General features: G+C 67.2%; 15 protein-coding genes. 9 read left to right on the top strand and 6 right to left on the bottom strand.

Translation table 11 applies throughout. The features are described 5' to 3' along the window. The 6 genes from GBZ26_RS29920 to GBZ26_RS09220 form a co-directional block, all read left to right on the top strand. On the top strand, positions 1-420 hold a 420-nt coding region (locus GBZ26_RS29920), incomplete at its 5' end, for a hypothetical protein (RefSeq protein ID WP_211104664.1). Further along, positions 413-1,213, top strand: coding sequence for a response regulator transcription factor (locus GBZ26_RS09200; RefSeq protein WP_040134068.1), 801 nt, complete (start codon positions 413-415; stop codon positions 1,211-1,213). The genes GBZ26_RS29920 and GBZ26_RS09200, both read left to right, overlap by 8 nt. Before the next feature lie 58 nt (positions 1,214-1,271). Next, positions 1,272-2,825 (top strand): sensor histidine kinase, encoded by a 1,554-nt coding sequence (locus GBZ26_RS09205; protein WP_246653897.1) that lies wholly within the window; start codon positions 1,272-1,274, stop codon positions 2,823-2,825. Positions 2,826-2,994: 169 nt separating this feature from the next. Beyond that, positions 2,995-5,580: a cation:proton antiporter gene (locus GBZ26_RS09210; protein ID WP_174438581.1), complete on the top strand. Its 2,586-nt coding sequence runs from the start codon at positions 2,995-2,997 to the stop codon at positions 5,578-5,580. 16 nt (positions 5,581-5,596) lie between these two features. Beyond that, positions 5,597-6,508, top strand: coding sequence for a DMT family transporter (locus GBZ26_RS09215; RefSeq protein ID WP_174438582.1), 912 nt, complete (start codon positions 5,597-5,599; stop codon positions 6,506-6,508). Positions 6,509-6,625: 117 nt separating this feature from the next. After that, positions 6,626-7,024, top strand: a complete 399-nt coding sequence (locus GBZ26_RS09220; RefSeq protein ID WP_014197122.1) for a hypothetical protein — start codon at positions 6,626-6,628, stop codon at positions 7,022-7,024. A gap of 49 nt (positions 7,025-7,073) precedes the next feature. On the opposite strand, the gene GBZ26_RS09225 is transcribed toward GBZ26_RS09220, so the two are convergent. From GBZ26_RS09225 to rimI, 5 genes are all read right to left on the bottom strand, one after another. Then, on the bottom strand, positions 7,074-8,558 hold the full coding sequence (locus GBZ26_RS09225; protein ID WP_174438583.1) for an alkaline phosphatase D family protein: 1,485 nt from the start codon (positions 8,556-8,558) through the stop codon (positions 7,074-7,076). A 250-nt stretch (positions 8,559-8,808) separates the two neighbouring features. Next, positions 8,809-9,036, bottom strand: coding sequence for an anti-sigma factor family protein (locus GBZ26_RS09230; RefSeq protein WP_246653896.1), 228 nt, complete (start codon positions 9,034-9,036; stop codon positions 8,809-8,811). 332 nt (positions 9,037-9,368) lie between these two features. Next, positions 9,369-9,806, bottom strand: coding sequence for a sigma-70 family RNA polymerase sigma factor (locus GBZ26_RS09235; RefSeq protein WP_237906122.1), 438 nt, complete (start codon positions 9,804-9,806; stop codon positions 9,369-9,371). A 522-nt stretch (positions 9,807-10,328) separates the two neighbouring features. Beyond that, positions 10,329-11,810, bottom strand: coding sequence for a RimK family protein (locus GBZ26_RS09240; RefSeq protein ID WP_174438584.1), 1,482 nt, complete (start codon positions 11,808-11,810; stop codon positions 10,329-10,331). Further along, a complete protein-coding gene (gene rimI / locus GBZ26_RS09245; RefSeq protein ID WP_246653895.1) occupies positions 11,810-12,991 on the bottom strand; it encodes a ribosomal protein S18-alanine N-acetyltransferase in 1,182 nt (393 codons plus the stop codon). The genes GBZ26_RS09240 and rimI overlap by 1 nt, the downstream gene beginning before the upstream one ends. Positions 12,992-13,279: 288 nt before the next feature. On the opposite strand from rimI, the gene GBZ26_RS09250 reads away from it, so the two are divergent. Together GBZ26_RS09250 and GBZ26_RS09255 are read left to right on the top strand one after the other, a co-directional pair. After that, positions 13,280-15,778 carry a glycogen/starch/alpha-glucan phosphorylase gene (locus GBZ26_RS09250; RefSeq protein ID WP_174438585.1) on the top strand — a complete coding sequence of 833 codons (2,499 nt, stop codon included), beginning with the start codon at positions 13,280-13,282 and terminating at the stop codon, positions 15,776-15,778. A gap of 285 nt (positions 15,779-16,063) precedes the next feature. Then, a complete protein-coding gene (locus GBZ26_RS09255) occupies positions 16,064-17,077 on the top strand; it encodes an aspartate-semialdehyde dehydrogenase (protein ID WP_149165054.1) in 1,014 nt (337 codons plus the stop codon). 46 nt (positions 17,078-17,123) lie between these two features. On the opposite strand, the gene GBZ26_RS09260 is transcribed toward GBZ26_RS09255, so the two are convergent. After that, a complete protein-coding gene (locus GBZ26_RS09260; protein WP_174438586.1) occupies positions 17,124-18,725 on the bottom strand; it encodes a tetratricopeptide repeat protein in 1,602 nt (533 codons plus the stop codon). Positions 18,726-18,950: 225 nt separating this feature from the next. Between GBZ26_RS09260 and GBZ26_RS09265 the strand changes: the two genes are divergently transcribed. Then, entirely contained in the window at positions 18,951-20,558 is a 1,608-nt protein-coding gene (locus GBZ26_RS09265; RefSeq protein ID WP_174438587.1) for a peptide chain release factor 3, read from the top strand. Positions 20,559-20,562 lie beyond the last annotated feature (4 nt).

Here is a 20,562-nt window from a genome sequence, read left to right on the forward strand (position 1 = left end):
GCCAGGACCGCGGTGAAGGCTCCGGCGCGCACGCCCGCGGTGACGGGCCCGGGGCCCGGCCCCGCCGCCGAGGTCACCGCCAGGGCTGGGACAGAGGTGGCGGGGCTGCCCCCGGTCCCGTTCGGGGGCGCAAGCCCGCCCGCCACCCTGTCCCCCGAAACGCTCGTCGGCCTGGACCAGGTCCAGACCCGGCGTCTCCTGGGCACCCCTGCCGCAACGGAAGAGGCGCCACCTGCAAAGGTGTGGCATTACGCTAAGGGCGACTGTTCGCTCAAAGTCTTCTTCTTCATGGACATGACGTCCTCCCAGGACTTCCGTGCCCTTTCCTACGATATGAAGAGCAGCGAAAATGTCCCAGATGTCGATAAACGATGCTTCGCTCAACTCCTTGCCCAAGGCTGGGATGTCCGCAATGACTGAGGCCGCCGTCGCCCGCGTGGCGCTGGTCGACGACGACGACCTGTTCCGCGAATCCCTCAGCCTCAACCTCGCCGACGAGGGGTATGAGGTCATCACCTTCGACCGTGGCGAACCCGCGCTCGACTTCTTCGCCGAGGGTGGTTCGGTGGACATCGTCCTGCTGGACTGGCGCATGCCGAAGATGGACGGCATCGACGTCCTCCGCCAGATGCGCTCCCGCGGCATCGATCTGCCGGTGATCTTCCTCACCGTGCTGTCGGACCAGATTTACGAAGAGGCCGCCCTGGCCGGCGGCGCGCTCGACTTCGTGGAGAAGTCGCGCAGCCTGTCCATCCTGCTGAAGCGCATGCGCCTCATCGTGGACGGCTCCAAGGGCACGCCCGAGGAGGCCGAGGGGCCGAAGGAATCCGTCTATGCGCTGGGCAATCTCGACCTGCGCCTGGACAACAGCCGCGCCCTGTGGAACGGCAAGCGCATCGACCTGACGCTGACCGAGTTCAACATCGTCAAGCTGATGGCGACCCGCCCGGAAGAGGACGTGTCCTACCGCGAGATCTACGACCTCGTGCATGGCAAGGGCTTCTTGGCCGGTTACGGCCCGTCGGGCTACCGCGCCAACGTCCGCGCCTTCATCAAGCGCATCCGTCAGAAGTTCCGCGTGGTGGACGCCGAGTTCGATTGCATCGAGAATTATCCGGGCTTCGGCTACCGCTGGGGCAACGGCACCGGCGGCACGGGCCGCACGCGCGACGACGACGCGGATGTGATGGCCGATGGCGCTGCTGCCGATTGAGGCCCGCGGGCCTGACGGGGCGCGGGACGGGACGGAACTCACCAAGGGAGGCTTCTCCATGGCGGGTTTCCCCGGCGGCCGGTTGCGGTGGCTGTGGCACTCGCTGGCCAGCCGGCTGGCGCTGCTGACCATCGTCTTCCTGGCGGTCCCGGTGCTGATCTACGATCAGTTCCAGCGCGCCGACACCACGACGCAGACCCTGCTGCTGCAAAGCGCGCAGCGGCAGGGCGAGCTGATCGCCCGCGCGCTGGAACCGGACCTGTCCCGCGCCAACCGCACGGCCCTGCCGCAGCTCGGTCCCATCCTCCGCCGCTTCGCGGACGGGAACACGCGGCTGAAGCTGCTGGTCCGGCCGCGCGCCCTGGCCGGCAACAACCTGATGGGCAGCGACGGCTTCTATTACGTCGCCGCCGCCCCGTCGGTGCCGACCGACGATCTGGACGCCGAACGGCACCAGCTCCTCGAACAGGGGGTGCTGGACCGGCTGGGCGCCTCCTGCGCCGGAAACGAGCCGTTGGCCCTGCGCCTGCCGCGCGCCTCCGGCGGCTACGAGATCCTGACCTCGGTCACGCCGATCAACACGGCCTTCGGCTGCTGGGCTCTGGTGACCAGCCACACCGCCGGCGGCTATCTGGAATCCTCCTTGGGCCGGCCCTATTGGAGCACGCCGGTCGTCCAGGCCGCGGCGATGATCTACATCGTCATGGCGGCGCTGGTGATGGCCGTGCTGCTGGGGGTCTGGCGCAACCTGCACCGCTTCGGCGATCTGGCGCGCGACATCGTGTCGGGCGGCATCGGCGAGGGCGGGCAGGGGTCCTTCACCAACCGCAACACCGTGCCGGAACTGTCCGGGGTGGCCGAGGACTTCGACCGGCTGGTCGATACCCTGCGCGAAAGCGCGCGGTCGCTGCGCCGCGCGGCGGAGGACAACGCCCACGCCTACAAGACGCCCATCGCGGTGATCCGCCAGTCGGTGGAGCCGTTGCGCCGCTCCCTGTCCGCCGAGGACAACCGCAGCCAGCGCGCCCTGACCATGATCGAGAAGTCGGTGGACAAGCTCGACGGTCTGGTTTCCTTCGGGCGGCGCATGGACGAGGCCGCCGCCGACCTGCTGGTTCCGCCGCGCCGCCGGGTGGACCTGTCCGATCTGGTCGAACGCATGGCCGGAGGCTACACCAGCCTGCTTGCCGAACGGCAGCTCCACATGCGCTCGCGCATCGAATCCGAGGTGGTCGTGCGGGCCAGCGAGGACATTCTGGAGACCGTCATCGAGAATCTGGTGGAGAACGCCGTCAGCTTCTCCCCGCCGGACGGCACCGTCAGCGTGCGCCTGTCGCGCAACGGCGCCTGGGCGGAGCTGGTGGTCGAGGACGAGGGACCGGGCGTCGACCCGGCGAACCTGCCGCGCATCTTCGAACGTTACTTCTCCCAGCGCGAGCCGGGACGGGGCATGCCGGAGGACGCGGTGGCCCAGAACCAGGCCGAGGCGACCCATTTCGGCATCGGCCTGTGGATCGTGCGGCGGAACATCGAGGCCTTCGGCGGCAAGGTCCGCGCCGAAAACCGCTCCACCGGCGGCTTCCGCATGACGGTGACCCTGGCGGTGGCCTAGCGGAGCGCAAGCGCTGTACGTTCCCTTCCGTACAGGTGTGGCCGGACCGTACGTCCGGTCACGCGTACGGAAAAGCTTTGTCCCTTATCCTGACCTTGCTCCCGCCCCAATCGGGCGATACCGTGCGCCGCGACCTTTCAAGGGCCCCCCAAAAGGGCAAGGCAGCCCCATGCACGTCATCGTCATTTATGTCCTCGCGGTCTCCGGCCTTCTGGCGCTGGTCAGCCTGCTGCCGCCTTTGGCGGCCCGGCTGCGGATGCCCTACACCGTGCTTCTGGCTGCCGTGGGCGTGGCCCTGGGGCTGGCGATCCAGACCTTCGCCGGGCAAGGCGGCACCGGCCCCTTCCATGACTTCCTGAATTCCCTGGCCGAGATGGACATCTCGTCCGAAGTGCTGATCTATATCTTCCTGCCGGTGCTGTTGTTCGAAACGGCGCTGGCGGTGGATGTGCGGCGGCTGTTCGACGACGTGTGGCCGATCCTGCTGATGGCCGTTGTCGCGGTGTTCGTCTGCACCTTCGCCGTCGGCTACGCGCTCAATCTCTTCACCTCGATGGGGCTGGTGGCCTGCCTGCTGCTGGGGGCGATCGTCGCCACCACCGATCCGGCGGCGGTTGTCAGCATCTTCCGCGACCTCGGCGCGCCGCGCCGCCTCACCATGCTGGTCGAGGGCGAAAGCCTGCTGAACGACGCCGCGGCCATCGCGCTGTTCACGCTTCTGCTCGGCATGCTGACCCGCAACGCCCATGGCGGGGCAACCGAAGCGGCGATGGAGTTCCTGCGCGACTTCGCGGGCGGCGTGGCGACCGGCTATGTCTGCGGGCGCGTGGTCTGCATGATCGTCGAGCCGGTGCGCGACCAACCGATGGCCGAGATCACGCTGACCGTGGCGCTCGCCTATCTCAGCTACGTGCTGGCGGAGCATTATGTCGGCGCGTCGGGCGTCGTGGCGGTCGTGACGGCGGCGCTGGTCGTCGGCTCGGTCGGGCGCACGCGCATCTCTCCAGCCACCTGGGGGGCGCTGGAGCATGTCTGGAAGCAGCTCGGCTTCTGGGCGAACTCGTTGATCTTCCTGATGACGGCGCTGCTGGTGCCGCGCCTGCTCGGCGGCATCGGCTGGAGCGACGTCGGGCTGGTGCTGGTGGTGGTCGGGGCGGCGACGGTGGCGCGCGCTCTGGTGCTGTTCGGTCTGCTGCCGCTGCTGTCCGGCGCCGGTTTGGCCCAGCGGGTCAGCCACGCCTACAAGGCGGTTATGCTGTGGGGCGGCCTGCGCGGCGCGGTGTCGCTGACGCTGGCTCTGGCCGTCACCGAGAACGGGCGCGTTCCCGACCGCGTCCAGGGCTTCGTCGCCGTGCTGGTCACCGGCTTCGTCTTCTACACGCTGTTCATCAACGGCACGACGCTGCGCGCCGTCATCAACCTGCTGGGCCTCAACAAGCTGTCGCCGGTCGAGCACGCCATGCGCAACCGCGCGCTCGCCCTGTCGCTGGCCGGCGTGCGCGAGCGGGTTGAGGGGCTGGCCCATCGCTACGAGGTCGACGAGCAGGCCATCGGCTCCACCGTGTCGCAGTACAGCGACCGGCTTGACGCCATCCTCCGGGAGCAGTCGAGCGAAGCGCCGCTGAACAACGAAGACCGCGTCACCATCGGCCTCGTCATCCTCGTGAATCGCGAGGAGGAGCTGTACTACGAACACTTCCGCGAGGGCATCCTGTCGCGCGGGGTGGCGGAGCTGCTGAACCGCCGGACCGGGCGCCTGCTCGACGCGGTGAAGGCCCAGGGACGCGCCGGTTACCGCGCCTTCGAGGAGCCCTTCATCTCCTTCACGCCCTGGATGCGGGTCGCCAGCCTGCTGCACCGCCGGCTGGGCATCCACGCGCCGCTGGCCCGCCGGCTCGCCTTCCGCTTCGAGATCCTTCTGGGCGTGCGCACCGTGCAGCGCGAGCTGCTGGAGTTCATCAACGACAAGGTCGCGCAGGTGCTGGGCACCGACGTCGCCTGCGAGCTGGAGGGCATCCTGACGGTGCGCCTCGCCATGGTCGAACAGGCATTGGCGGCGCTGAAGCTGCAATATCCCGACTATGCGCTGCTCCTGCAAAGCCGCTACGTCAGCCGCGCCGCCCTGCGGCTGGAGGAGGCCGACTACCGGGCGCTCTTCGCCGAATCGATCATCAGCCAGGAAATCCTGAGCGATCTGCAGCGCGATCTGGACGACCGCCGCCGTGCGCTCGACGCCCTGCCGAAACTCGATCTGCGGCTCGATCTGATGGACCTCGTCGGGCGGGTGCCTCTGTTCAAGGGGCTGGAGGGCGACCGCCTGCGCGGCATCGCCACCCTGCTGAAGCCCCGACTGGTCCTGCCCGGGGAGACGATCGTGCGGCGTGGCGAGCGCGGCGACGCCATGTTCTTCATCGCGTCCGGCGCCGTCGAGGTGCTGGTGCCGGGTCTGGACGAGCCGGTCCAATTGGGCACTGGGGAGGTGTTCGGCGAGATGGCCCTGCTGACCCGCCAGCGGCGCAATGCCGATGTGCGTGCGATGGGCTATTGCCAACTGTTGGTCCTGGATGTGAGAGATTTCCATCGGCTGGTGAAGAAGGACGCGAGCCTGCGCGCCCATCTCCAGTCGGTGGCCGAGGCGCGGCGCAACCCGCCGCCGAAGCCGGCCGAGGCCGTTCAGGAGGTTGTGACGCCGGTGGCGGACGCGCCTGCGATGGTCGAGGCCCCCGCCGCCGAAAGCGCGCAGGCACAGGGTTAGGAGACGACGAGAGACGATGACCGTGCAAGCGACCACCGCCGCCGCGGGCGGGCGGCCCGATTGGGTGCGTCTGATGCCGGGTGTGTTCGTGCTGCTGTGGAGCACCGGATTCATCGGCGCCAAGTACGGACTTCCCTACGCGGAACCGCTGACCTTCCTGCTGGTCCGGCTGGGGCTGGTCGCGGTGATTCTCGGCCTCGTCGCCCTGGTCACCGGCGCCCCCTGGCCGAAGAGCTGGGCCGAGGCCGGGCGGATCGCGCTGGCCGGGCTGCTGGTGCACGGCGTCTATCTGACCGGCGTGTTCTGCGCCATCGCCAAGGGCATGCCGGCAGGGGTGACCGCGCTGATCGTCGGCATCCAGCCGTTGCTGACCGCCGCACTCTCCGGTCCGTTGCTGGGCGAGCGGGTGAGCGGGCGGCAGTGGGTGGGCTTTCTGATGGGATTGGCCGGAGTCGGGCTGGTGGTGGGCGAGAAGCTGCACTTCGACTCCACCGATGCACTGGGGATCGGGCTGGCGCTGGCCGCCCTGCTGGGCATCACCTTCGGCACGCTCTACCAGAAGCGTCACGGCACGGCGATGGACCTGCGCAGCGGTGCCGCGATCCAATACGCGGCGACCGCGGCGGTGCTGGCGGTGCTGGCCCCGCTGTTCGAGACCATGCGCATCGACTGGACCGGCGAATTCGTCTTCGCCCTGCTGTGGCTCAGCTTCGTGCTGTCGGTGGGAGCGATCTTCCTGCTGTTCCTGTTGATCCGGCGTGGTGCGGCGGCGCGGGTGGCCAGCCTGTTCTACCTGGTCCCCCCGGTGACGGCGGTGATCGCCTGGGCGATGTTCGGGGAGCGGCTGGGGCTGCTGGCCCTGTCCGGCATGGCGCTTGCGGTCGCCGGGGTCGCCCTGGTCAACCGCAGTGCCAAGCGCGTGGCCTGACGCCGTGCGCATTGCCTCGGCGGGGCGCTCCGACTATGCTTTCCCGCACCGGCAAAAGATCCGGCGGTGTCCGCTGGTTCAACCACGCTTCGGCAAACCACATCGGAAGTGAGTGTCATGGACGGCCTGGAGCCCATCTCGCTCGATGACAACCAGACCCTGCAGGCCATCGGCATCCTGGCCGACGTGCTGGACGGGGTGGACGGCCCCGGCGGGCTGGACACGGTTCTGGTTTCCAAGGCGCTGCGGCAGGTGATCGCCACCAAGTCCCAGCCGGCCTTCGAATTCGCCACCCGCGCCTTCAACACGCTCGACGCCGACGTGCGCCGTCAGGTGGCGGAAACCGCCGATCAGGCGGCCCACGATTCGGTCGAGCTGCGCGCGCGTGTCGGCGGCTTCCTGGCGACCTCGGCCAAGGCGCCGGGAGCCGGCGGCCCGGCCACGCCGGCGCAGGCCACCAGCTTCCTCAACGCGCTCAATCTGCGCAATCGCCGCCGGTCGCCGCAGTCGGAGTGAGCCGGCTCGGCTCCTCCGGTCAGATCACCCGGGTTCGGATAACCCGGGTTCAAATCACCTGGGTGTAGCGGTTGGGCTGGCCTTCGGCCGACCAGCGGGCGTGGATCTGGCCCTTGCCGTCGAAGATCAGCGACAGCCAGTTGCGCTGCCGGATGATGCGCTTGCCCGATTCGGGAAATGCCGGCATTTCGAAGACATAGCCGTTGGGCAGGGTCTCCTTGCGGCCGGCCAGCCACTCTAGGGCGAAGGCCGTTGCCTTGGCGGGCGGCGGGTGGACGACTCCCGACGCGATGAGCTGCCAGATCTCAACACCGCCGCCGCGCAGCACGCCCCGCGCGCCCGCATGGATCTCCCCCGACACGGAGGTCACCCGGCACCCGGTGCGCCGTGAGAATTCCGCCAGTTGGCGAAGCAGGCGCATCCACTCCTCGGCGTGGGCCGGGCTGCGCCATTGGTCGCGCAGATCGTCCTCAATGCCGACGCGGACGGGCGACAGGCCGACCGCCCGCTCCATCACGCCGGTGTCGAGGTAGAGCAGCGGCACGCTGGACATCAGGATCAGGTGACGGCAGCCCTTGAAGCGGTCCAGCCACTCCGGCAGGGCGTCCCACACCCGGTCCGACAGAACGCGGCGGGGGGTGCGGTCGCTGCGCATGTCCAGCGCTAGAATGCCGACATCGCCGAGCCGGAACCCCTGGCTGAAGGAGTCCATGGGCGCGCCCCACACGCATTCCGGCTGGGCGCCCTCCATGGCGGCCAGTTGGAACAGCGAGAAGTGACGGCGGGCGGCCGCGTAGACGCCGCGCCAGGCCGGCGACATCATCTCCTCGTCCGGGTGGGAGCCCCAGCCATCGAAGATGTCGTGGTCGTCCCACATCATCACGGAGGGAATGCGCGCCGTCACCGCCGCGGTTTCCGGCTGGCCCCAGACCCGCAGATAGAGGTCGAAGTAGAAGTCTTCCGCCTCGTCCGCCATGGCGGGGGTGAAGGGCTCTTCCAGGCGACCGGCATCCGTCCGCTTCTTCCAGGCGCTGAGCAGCGGCGGCTTGCGCCACACCGCGTCGGCGTAGAGCTGGTCGCCGCCTTGCAGCAGCAGGTGGAAGCGTTCGCCCTCGTGGCGGCGGCGCAGATCACCCCACAGGGCGTTGCGCGGGGCGTCCAGCCCGGCGATCTTCTCCTCGTCCTCCGCCCCGTTGCAGGAGACGTAGGCGATCCGCGGCGACGATGTGCGCCCCGGCACGGTCACCGCCCAGGTGTGTCCCGGTGACGCGCCATCGGTGAAGCCATAGGCGGTCTCGGCGTCGCGGGCGCCTCGCGGAACGGCGAAATCGAAGCGCCAGACGTGGCGGTTGCGCCGTTGGGCGAGGTGGCGGGGCGGAACGGGCAGGGTCACCCCATCCACCCGCAGATCGTAGGGTTCGGCGTCTCCCTCCAGCACGAAGAGGGCCGACAGCCACCAGCGGTCGCCTTGCTCTCCCCGGAAATAAAGGACGGGACCCAGAATGATGTTCGGTGCCGGCCTGCCGCGCGCCATGGACGCTGTTTATCCTCTTCGTTCCCGCCGGTCCGGGCGCCCATGGCCCAGCTTCCGTTTCCGCGGCTCCTGTTTATGGGAAAAGCCGCCGGTCTGTAAAAGGGGCAAGCGTTGATCCGAAGGGAGAGGCCACGCGAAATTGCGGGAGAACCCGTCACGGCGGCGCGTAAACAGGATGCACGCAAAAAAAGCGGGCGGCCGGCTCGTCCGGACGCCCCTCATGTGACGATGCAACACGGAAACCGGGGAGCTAACTCTTGCGGCGCTGTCTCAGCAGTTCGAGCATGCGCGCCGGCACTGGTTCTTCCAGCACGGGATCGTAAAGGCGGTGAAGCTCCTCCACATGGCTTCTGTGGAAGGTCACCACGGCCTTCGCGTCGGCATCGTCCTCTACGGACTGCTCGAACTCCTGACGTTCCTTGTCGTCCAAGGCACCGTCAAGATATGCGTTGATATGGTTCATCGTCACACGCTTCATATCTTTTGATCCCGGAACGCCTCCGGGGGCCATCCCCCCGAGACGGAAACGATCCGCGACGCAGAGTTCAATATAGTACGGCGGGCACGGCGTCGGGAGTGGTGTCTTACCTCTTCTTATGGGGGAGATGCCGGTACCGCCAATTGGTAGGCGGAGCGAATCCGTTCCTTCCCCGTGGACGCTTGGCAACTCCCCGACGGCCATACTCGTTTCGCACGCGGGATGTAACAGCCGCTCCCATCGGTTGTTCCGGCGCCGGATTGTCCGGATGCGATGGAAGAATCAACCTGTTGTACGGTTGCCATACCCCGCAGCGCTTTCCCTGCCGCGCCTTAGGCGGCCATGAGGTTGTTCAGCCGCTCACGCGCCCGGCACAGGCGGGACCGGATGGTGCCGATGGAGACGTTCAGCTTCTCGGCGGCCTCCTGATAGGGGCGGCCTTCGATGGCGACCAGCTTGACGACCTTGCGCTGGCTGGGGGTCAGGGCGCCGAAGGCGCGGTCCACGTCGCGGAACACCAGCCGGGCGATCTGCGAGGCTTCCACCGACATGGCGCCGTCCCACAGTTCCACCTTGGTGACGTGCTTTTCACGCTGGAGGTTGTTGAAATGCAGATTCTTCAGCATCGTGGTCAACCAAGCCTGCATGTTGGTGCCGGGTTCGAAACGATGCTGGCGGGACAGAGCGCGGGCAAGACAGTCCTGGGTGAGATCCTCGGCGGCGCTGACGTCGCGGGTCAACTTGCAGGCATAACGCTGCAGGTTCGGCATGCAACGGATCAGTTCGGATTCGAAACAATACGCCATTGTTGCTCTTCCTCCAGCTTCTCTTCATTCGGCGGGGCTGCCGGTCCGTGGTGACGGCGCCCCCGTCCCGAGATTTCAGTTCCCGAGATTCCGACTCCCGAGGCTTCGGTGGGAGACGACCCCTCTATCGACGCGTCCTTTTTCGACGCGTGGTCCCTTCCGGCGCCGGTCCAGAGGCCGCGCCGGTTCAGCGATTCGTGTCGGTGGGTTAGAATGCGGTGGTGCTGCCTAGCAGTGTCCGGGCAACGGTCCGGCGCAGCACAATGAGCAGTTCGTCGTCATCAACGGTCTCCCGCTCTCCAGCCTGGGCAACTCCAAAGCGTTGATGCGCTTCGGTGTTGCTCCCGTTCGTGGTGACGTTGATTTCATAACGCGGTGGGAAGAGGCTTGTTCCCCGGCGGCCACAGCCGAAAACATCTTAGGAGGAGAAGTGTTTGGAATCTGGGGGTCATCCGGACGGATGGTGGAACTGCCCGAAGGGGGATTTCAGGCTCCGGGGCCGGGTTTGCGCGGCCGCGCTTCCAAGCGGCGCAGGAATTCGCCCATGATGAGGCGGTACAGGCCGTCCTTCAGCTTGGCGTCCTCGACGCCGAGGTCGATGCTGGGGTTGTCGTTGATCTCGATGACGAAGACGCCGCGCTCGTTCTGCTTCACGTCGACGCCGTAGAGCCCGTCGCCGATCAGTCCCGCCGCCTTCACGGCGGTCTCGATGACCTCGCGCGGCGCCTCCTCGACAGCCAGCGTGCGGGAGGAGCCCTGCTCGGCGCGGCCGTTGCCACCGTGCTTGACGATCTGCCAGTGCTTCTTCGCCATCAGATACTGGCAGACATAGATCGGCTGCCGGTTCAGGACGCCGACGCGCCAGTCGAACTCCGTGTACATGAACTCCTGGGCCAGGATCACGTCGGACTGTTCAAACAGGCTTTCGGCCGTCGCTTCCAGTTCGCTGCGGGTCTGCACCTTGAAGACTCCGCGGGAAAAGGAGCCGTCCGGAATCTTGAGGACGATCGGGTAGGGGATCTCCTGGTCCAGCGTCGCAAGCCCGCGCTTGTCGAAGATCACCGTCTTCGGCGCCGGGATGCGGTTGGCGCGCAGAAGCTCGGCCAGGTAGACCTTGTTGGTGCATTTCAGGATCGAGTTCGGGTCGTCGATCACCGGCATCCCTTCCGTCGCCGCCTTCTTGGCGAAGCGGTAGGTGTGGTGGTCGAGATTCGTGGTCTCGCGGATGAACAGCGCGTCGAACTCGGCGAGGCGGGCGTAGTCCTTCTTCTCGATCAGTTCGACCGCGATGCCCAGGCTCTCCCCGGCCTTGACGAATTTCTGGAGCGCGCGCGGGCTGGAGGGAGGAAGCTCCTCCTTCGGATTGTGCAGGATGGCCAGAGTGTAGCGCGGCGGAGCCTTCGCCGCCGGCTCCCGCCAGGAGGTGCGGGTGTAGGCGTCGAGCGCCGCCTGGAACAGCGGCTCCTGGTCGGGACGAAGGTCGGCCAGCGACAGCGGCTCCAGGGCGTGGACGGTCCAGCCCTCCTTCGACCGCACCTGAACCTTCAGCAGCGGACAGCGGAACCGATCGAAGATCGTCCGGGCGATGTCCTGGAACCGGGCGTCGTCGGCGTGGCCGAAGAAGAGGGTGAGGTTGAAGGAGGCTTCCGGCGGTTGGTCCATCCGCTTGATGGCCTTGCGCAGCGCCTCCTCCACCTCCGCCAGCTGGGCGCGGTAGAAGGTCTTCTGCGACAGGTCCAGGATGGTCCGGACGGACGGGATCACCCGCTCGCCGCGCGCCTCGGCCAGCAGCGAGACGTAGTAGCCGGTGCCCAGATAACGGTAGCTGCGCGACAGGTTCAGCACCCGCGCGCCACGCGGCGCCTGCTCCGGATGGGCGATGTAGTCGCGGGCGCTGATCACCGGCAGCCCGCCCTTCGCCCATTTCACGTCCGCCCGGCGGTCGACGACCAGGAGATGCGCGGGCATCAGTCGGCGGACCCATCAGAGGACTGGGGGCGGAGGAGAAGGGCGGCCTTCAACTGGGCCTTTCCGTAGCGGGCCATACGCTCGAAGTCGGCTTTCGGGATCGGCATGTTCATCCGGTCGATGTGAGCGTGGTGACGGTCGTACACAAGCGGATCATGAACATAGAGAAAGCGGTCGTCGGCACCGGTCACGACGACCCAATGCGGAAATTTTTCGTGATAGATCCGATAGGAACTGATGAGCACGATGGGGATGGCCCCGCCCGCCACCGCGTCGGCCATGTCCTGGGCGGTCAGGGTGTTGTGGCGCACGGTGGCGCCGCTGCCCTCCAACTCGTCGAGGAAGTCCTCGTGCACGATGCGCATGACCTCCTTCTTCTCGTCGCTGCGCACGCTGTCCAGGAAGGGGGTGGCGTTGTCCTTGATGTGGATGTCCACCGCGAAGCCGCGCCGCGCCGCCGCCAGCGCCAGCCCGAACGGGCCGCAGCCGCCATGGCCTGAGGTCATGAAGACGGTCGTGGATTCCCGCCACAGGCGGATCTCCAGCTTCCGTCCCAGTTCGATCTCCGCGGGCTTCAGCGCCTTCATCGCCATCATCAGGGCCGACGGGCCGCAGGTGAAGTCCAGGGTCTGCTGGTAGTAGGGAACCAGGGGGCCGCCCAGCGGCGCGCTGGGGCCGCTGTGGCCGAGGCGCTTCTCCAGCCGCAGCGCCTCCATGTGGTCTTCGTAATAGTCGGTGTAGACGCCGAACTCGCGGTAGCCGGCCTTCTTGTAGAGATCAATCGCCGCAGCGTTGTCGCGCCGCACCTCCAGCCGCAGGTAGATGCAGTCCCGCGAGCGGGCCGCCTGCTCCGCCGCGGCGAGCAGTCGCTTGGCGACGCCCCGGCCGCGGTGGTCGGGATCGACGGCGAAGGAGTAGAGCCGGGCGAGCGAGGTGCCGGAATGGAAGGACACCAGGGCGTAACCGACAACCGCGCCGCTGTGGACTTCCACAAGGCCTGTGGCCTTGGCTTTCGTGAGCAAATATTGAAAACTACGTCGGGTCAGGCGGTCGGTGGCGAAACACCGCTCCTCAATGGCCAGCAGCGCGGCGATGTCCGCCGGCTGGGCTTGGCGGAGCAGGATGGTTGCGTCGCCGGGCAGATCCTGGCGGGAGCCGGCAGATACGGTATTGTCGAGCATCGGGAGGTTCAAAGAGGCTGACACGGACGCCATCTTACTCCCTCCAGCGGGGCTACGCAGCGAATACCGGCATGGGCGCGCTGCGGGGGTGGCCTTCGTTTTGACACAGCGCGTCTGGCACAAGGGCGAGCCCCGGCTGTTGCTCTGGACGAACGGCCTAGCCGTTTCGACCGATTGGCCGCAGCGACTTAAATGTTGCTTAACCAAGGACCCCGGAAACTGCCGCCGATGGAAGACCGGCTAAATAACCGCCGCTCCAGTTGGCCCTGGAAAGAAGAAAGTCAAGACATGGACGCTCGGTATAAGTCCCGCGAGATCGAACGCCGCAGTCTGGATGTCGACGGGCTGAAGCGCTCGTTTCTGGAGTGGCTGGTCTATTCCGTCGGCAAGGACGCGCGGGCGGCGACCCGGCGCGACTGGTTCCACACCGTGGCTCTCGCCGTGCGCGACCGCCTCGTGGACCGCTGGATGGACACGACGCGGACCTATTACCAGCAGGACGCCAAGCGCGTTTACTACCTCTCGCTGGAATTCCTGATCGGCCGCCTGCTGACCAACAGCCTCGCCAACCTCGGCATCACCGACCAGTGCCGTCAGGCGCTCGACCGCATCGGCCTGAACCTCGACGACGTGGTGGAGGCGGAGCCGGATGCGGCGCTCGGCAACGGCGGCCTCGGCCGCCTGGCCGCCTGCTTCCTCGACAGCATGGCGTCGGAAGCGCTGCCCGGCTACGGCTACGGCATCCGCTACGAGTTCGGCCTGTTCGAGCAGCGCTTCGAGCATGGCTGGCAGGTCGAGTATCCGGAGCAGTGGCTGCAATTCGGCAACCCGTGGGAGTTCCCGCGTCCGGAGGTGCTCTATCCCGTCCAGTTCTACGGCCGCGTCGAGGAGTTCCGGGATTCGGTGGGCGAGCGCGCCTACCGCTGGGTGGACGCCGAGCGCGTGCTGGCCATGGCCTACGACACGCCGGTGGTCGGCTACGGCGGCGACACGATCAACACGCTGCGCCTGTGGTCGGCCCGCGCCACGCGCGACTTCAACTTCGGCCACTTCAACGACGGCGCCTACATGAAGGCGGTCGAGCAGAAGGTGCTGACCGAGAATCTGAGCCGCGTCCTCTACCCGAACGACGCGACGGAGGGCGGCAAGGAGCTGCGGCTGAAGCAGGAGTATTTCTTCACCTCCGCCTCGCTGCAGGACATCCTGCGCCGCTATCTGCAGCACCATTCCAACTTCGACAGCCTGCCGGACAAGGCGGCCATCCAGCTCAACGACACGCACCCGGCCATCGGCATCGCCGAGCTGATGCGGTTGCTGGTGGACCAGCACGGCGTGACCTGGGACAAGGCGTGGGACATCACCCGCGCGACCTTCTCCTACACCAACCACACGCTGCTGCCGGAGGCGCTGGAGGCGTGGCCGGTGCGCATGATGGAGCGCGTGCTGCCGCGCCACATGCAGATCATCTACGAGATCAACGCCAAGTTCCTCAACCGCTCCAAGGCGCGGGCGGCGGGCGACAACGCGCGGCTGTCCCGCCTGTCGCTGATCGACGAGCGCGGCGACCGCCGGGTGCGCATGGGCAATCTGGCCTTCCTCGGCTCGCACAAGGTCAACGGCGTGTCGGCCCTGCACACCGAGCTGATGAAGCAGACCGTCTTCGCCGATTTCCACGCGGAATTCCCGGAGCGCATCAACAACAAGACCAACGGCATCACCCCGCGCCGCTGGCTGCATCAGGCGAACCCGCCGCTGGCCGCGCTGATCACCAGCCGCATCGGCAACGGTTGGATCAAGGACCTCAGCCAGATCAAGGCGCTGGCCGAGAAGGCCGACGATCTGGTCTTCCGCGAGGAGTTCCGCCGCGCCAAGCGCAAGAACAAGAAGCGGCTGGCCGCCTACATCGCGCGCCAGACCGGGGTGGACGTGCAGGTCGACAGCCTGTTCGACGTGCAGGTCAAGCGCATGCACGAGTACAAGCGCCAGCTCCTGAACATCCTCCAGGCGATCGCGCTGTACAACGAGATGCGCGACAACCCGACCGTGTCCTGGGTGCCGGTGACCAAGATCTTCGCCGGCAAGGCGGCGCCGAGCTATCACATGGCCAAGCTCATCATCAAGCTCATCAACGATGTGGCGAAGGTGGTGAACCATGACCCGTCGGTGCACGACAACCTGAAGATCGTCCTGCTGCCGAACTACAACGTGACGGCGGCGGAGATCATCATGCCGGCGGCCGACCTGTCGGAGCAGATATCCACCGCGGGCATGGAGGCGTCGGGCACCGGCAACATGAAGCTGGCGCTCAACGGCGCTTTGACCATCGGTACGCTGGACGGCGCCAACGTCGAGATCCGCGAACATGTGGGCGAGGACAACATCTTCATCTTCGGCCTGACCGCGGAGGAGGTGAACGACCTGCGGGCCAGCGGCGGCTTCAACCCGCGCGACGTCATCGCGTCGAACCCCAGCCTGAAGCGGGCTCTGGACATGATCTCCACCGGCGTCTTCTCGCCGGACGATCCCCACCGCTACCACCCGATCCTCCAGGCGCTGACCGACGGCGGCGACCATTTCCTGGTGACGGCGGATTTCTCCGACTATTGCCAGGCGCAGCAGGCGGCCATGGACCTCTACCGCGACCAGGAGGAATGGACCCGCAAGGCCATCCTGAACACGGCCAACATGGGCTGGTTCTCCTCCGACCGCACCATCATGGAATACGCGACGGAGATCTGGGACGTGCATCCCGTGAAGCCGGAGCATCCCGCCGAAACCGAGACCTGACGCGGCCCCATCCCGCACTGGACAAAAATTGTGCTGCGAAGGCGCGGGCGCTTTACAAGCCCCGCGCCTTTCGTTTATCTAGCGGGTTATGAATCGCTCGCTCGCCATCACCACCACCACTACCAAAACGACCCGCTCCGGCGGGCCGTCGGACGGTGGCGTGCGTTGATCGAGTAAGACGCTTCACCCACCACGAAGGCCCCGCCGGACACGGACGGGGCCTTGGTGCATCTGGGGCCGCCGTCCACGCTCGATCCGGGCAAGACCAAAGGACGGACCACACCCATGAGCACCTCTTCTCCTTCTCCCCGCCGCGTTGCCATCGTTGGTGCCACGGGCGCCGTCGGCCGCGAGATGGTCGATGTTCTTCACCGCCGTTCGTTCCCGGTCGCGGAACTCGGCCTGTTCGCGTCGGAGCGCAGCGCCGGCCGCACGGTCGAGACCCCGTTCGGCGAGAAGACCCTCGTGGCGTTCGACGTCGAGAAGGTGAAGGGCTACGACATCGTCCTGCTCGCCGTGTCCGGTGATTTCGCCAAGGAGCACGCGCCGGCCATCGCCGCGGGCGGGGCGCTGGTGATCGACAACTCGTCGGCCTTCCGCTACGACGACAACGTCCCGCTGGTCGTGCCGGAGATCAACGCCCACGCCATGGGCGACGCCAAGCTCGTCGCGAACCCCAACTGCACGACCGCCATCGCCGTCGTGGCGCTCGGGCCCCTGCACAAGGCGTTCGGCCTGAAGCGCGTCATCGTCTCCACCTATCAGGCGACCAGCGGCGCCGGTGCGGAGGGCATGGCCGAGCTTGAGGAGCAGACCCGCAACCAGCTCGACGGCAAGCCGGTCGTCAACAGCGTGTTCCGCCACCCGATCCCCTTCAACCTGATCCCCCAGATCGACGCCTTCCAGGAGAACGGCTACACGAAGGAGGAGATGAAGGTGACCTGGGAGACCCGGAAGATCCTGGAGATCCCGGACCTGCCGGTGAGCTGCACGGCGGTGCGCATCCCGACCTACCGCGCCCATTCCGAGGCGATCACGGTCGAGACGCTGTCCCCGGTCACCCCGGACGCCGCCCGCGCCGTGCTGGCCGACGCGCCGGGCGTGGTGGTGAAGGACGTCCCGGCGGACGGCGTCTACCCGATGCCGCTGAACGCCACCGGCCAGTTCGACGTCGAGGTCGGCCGCATCCGCACCAGCCTGATCTTCGGCGATCATGGCCTCGACCTGTTCGTCTGCGGCGACCAGCTCCTGAAGGGCGCCGCGCTCAACGCGGTGCAGATCGCCGAGCTGAGCCTCTGATCCAGGGTGCGATCCCCCTCTCCCGCATCGCGCGGGGGAGGGGCGGTCAGGCCACCCCGTCGTTGAGGACTTCGTGCAAACGCGCGCACGCGGCATCGACGAAACGTCCGACCGCCGCCGCATCGTCGGCACCCCGAAACACCGGCCGGATGTTGGGGCACCACAGCGAGCGCCCGTCGCGCAGGCTGAAGTTCTGAACGAAGGGGCGCGTCAGCAGGACCGTCGGAACGCCCAGCGCATCAGCCAAGTGGGCGGTGACGTTGGGAATCGACACCACCGCGTCCAGCGCGGCGACCGCGCCGGCGAGCCGGTCGATGTCGGTGAACGGGTCGAAGGCGCCGGGTGAATGAAGGGCAAGGCCATGGCGGTCGCGCAACGTTCGGATTTCGTCCGCATGGTCGCCGTACTGGAGCGTGACGAAGACGACACCCGACAGGCCGAGCAGCGGGCGCAGCGCTTCCAGGGTGAGTGATTTTCCGGTGTCGGCGGTGCTGGAACTGGTCCAGGAGATGCCGACCTTCGGCCCCGCTCCCAAGGTTTCGAAGTGGCGCCGGCTGTCGGCGACGGCGGATGGATCGGCGGCCAGATAGCGGCGTCGGGCCGGGATGGTCGCCTCCGTGGGGCGCAGCCGCCGCATCAGGTCGAAGGCGCTGCACTGCCGGGTGATTCCGGCCACTTTCGTGACCGGCGGATCGGCGCGCGGTATGAAGTCGATGCCGGGGAAGCTGCGCCGGAACAGCGGCAACAGCTTCGGGGTGGTGTCGATGACGACGCGCTCCGCGCGTTCGGCGATCTCGCCATAGAGGCCGGCGTAGAGGATTTCCTCCCCGATGGCGTAAGGCTGCCAGATCCGGAGCCGTTCTCCGGCAAGGGATTCTCCCGCCCAACGCGGCTCTGGAAACTGGCGCGCCCGCCCGGCGAAGGGGCCGTCGGGATAGGCGGCGTAGCCTTGGTCGAGGTGATGCCATGCCTCCGCAAGACGGCCAAGGCCAAGGTAAATCCGGCACAGGTTGAAATGTGCCCGCCAATCCCGGGCGGCGCCGGCCACGGCGCCGGTCAAGGCATCGACCGCTTCGCCGATCCGCGATTGCTGGAACAGCGCCAGTCCCAACGCGCATAACAGTTGCGGATGGCCCGGGAGGGTTCGCAGGCCGGCGCGGGCATGCTCCTCGGCGCCGATCGGGTCATTGACCTCCCTGCGCGCGTCGGACAGGACGGCCCTGGCTTCGGCACACTCCGGATCGGTCCGCAACACGTCCTGTGCCGTCTCGACGGCTTCGTCGAACCGATTGAGCGACGAGAGCGTCTTCGCCAGTTCGACCAATGCCCCGGCATGGCCCGGTACCAGGGCGAGGCAGGACCGCAGGCTGCGCTCCGCCTCCGGAAACCGGCCGGTCAGCAGGTGGACGCGGCCGAGGTTCAGATGGATGTCCGGGTTTCCGGCGTTGCGCACGAGCGCCGCGGCAAGACTGTTTCCGGCCTCGTCCAACCGGCCGGCCTGAGCTTGGGCGACCCCCTGGAGATACAGCGCGTTGCCGTTTTCGGGATCGACCGCCAGGATTTGTCGGCAAATATGCTCAGCCTGGGCCGGTTGCCCCGCTTGCAGGCTGTCGACCGCCATCATCAGCGCTTCCTGGATCGTCGCCATCCGAATTCTTTCTGCCGCGGGCGTTGAGCCGCCGGAAGGCTACGGAGGCCATCGGCACCGGTCAAGGCGCGGCGGATCGCCCGACATATGGCGTTGCCCAGCACGGCGACACTGGCACCTTTGGCATCCCGCTGCTAAATATAGCCCCGAACGATGAGGGCCGAGGGGCAGCGACGCTTCCGGCCCTCCTTCTCTTTGTCGCTAAGCTGGTTACGGGATTCGCGCATGTCCGAGCTTCTGGACGCTGTTTCCCGGCGTCGAACCTTCGCGATCATCGCGCATCCCGACGCCGGCAAGACCACCCTCACTGAAAAGCTGCTGCTGTTCGGCGGCGCGATCCAGATGGCTGGTGCCGTGAAGGCCCGCGGCGAGCAGCGCCGCGCCAAGTCGGACTGGATGAAGGTGGAGCGCGAGCGCGGCATTTCCGTGACCGCCTCCGTCATGACCTTCGATTACGAGGGGCGCACCTTCAACCTGCTGGACACGCCGGGCCACGAGGACTTCTCGGAGGACACCTACCGGACGCTGACCGCGGTGGACAGCGCCGTCATGGTGATCGACGGCGCGAAGGGCATCGAGAGCCAGACCTTGAAGCTGTTCGAGGTCTGCCGCCTGCGCGACGTGCCGATCATCACCTTCTGCAACAAGATGGACCGCGAGGCCCGCGACCCCTTCGACCTCATTTCCGAGATCGAAAGCTCGCTGGCGCTGGAGGTCACCCCGGCCAGTTGGCCCATCGGCATGGGCCGCGACTTCCTCGGCTGCTACGACCTGATCCGCGACCGCCTGATCCTGATGGATCGCACCAAGGGCGACGAGATCGACGACGGCATCGAGTGCAACGGCCTCGACGACCCGCGCCTCGACGAACTGCTGCCGGCCCACGCGGTAGCGAAGCTGCGCGAGGAGGTGGAAATGGCCCGCGGGCTGATGCCGCCCTTCGACCTGGAGGCCTACCGCGCCGGCCACCTGACGCCGATTTATTTCGGCTCGGCGATCAACAACTTCGGCGTGCGCGAGCTTCTCCAGGGCTTGGCCGAGAACGCCCCGCCGCCGCGCCCGCAGCCGGCGGAGCAGCGCTCCGTGCAGCCGGACGAGGGCAAGTTCAGCGGCTTCGTGTTCAAGGTCCAGGCCAACATGGACCCCAACCACCGCGACCGCATCGCCTTCGTGCGCATCTGCTCGGGCAAGTTCAAGCGCGGCGCCAAGCTGAAGCATGTCCGGTCGGGCAAGCTCATGGCGGTGAACAACGCCGTGCTGTTCCTGGCCCGCGACCGCGAGTTGGCGGAAGAGGCGTGGCCGGGCGACATCATGGGCATCCCCAACCACGGGTCCTTGCGCATCGGCGACACGCTGACCGAGGGCGAGGATCTGCGCTTCACCGGCGTGCCGAGCTTCGCGCCGGAACTGCTGCAGCGCGTCCGGCTGGAAGACCCGATGCGCGTGAAGCATCTGCGCAAGGCGCTGGAGCATTTCGCGGAGGAGGGCGCCTCCCAGGTGTTCAAGCCGCTGACCGGGGCGGATTGGGTGGTCGGTGTGGTCGGCCAGCTGCAGTTCGAGGTGCTGGCCGCCCGCATCGAGGCGGAATACGGCCTCGCCGCCCGCTTCGAGGGGGCGGGGGTGGACGCCGCCCGCTGGATCGAGACGGATGACGAGGAGCAGCTCAAGAAGTTCCTCGACCTCAACCGCTCGGCGGCGGCGGAGGACCATGACGGGGCACTGGTGTTCCTGGCCCGCAACGCCTGGCACCTGAATCGCACGCAAGAGGATTTTCCGGCCCTGCGCTTCCTGAAAACCCGCGAGCAAAACCGCAAGGTGCACACCGCGGCGTAACGTT

The sequence above is a fragment of the Azospirillum formosense genome (assembly GCF_013340925.1).
Classification (GTDB): Bacteria; Pseudomonadota; Alphaproteobacteria; order Azospirillales; family Azospirillaceae; genus Azospirillum; species Azospirillum formosense.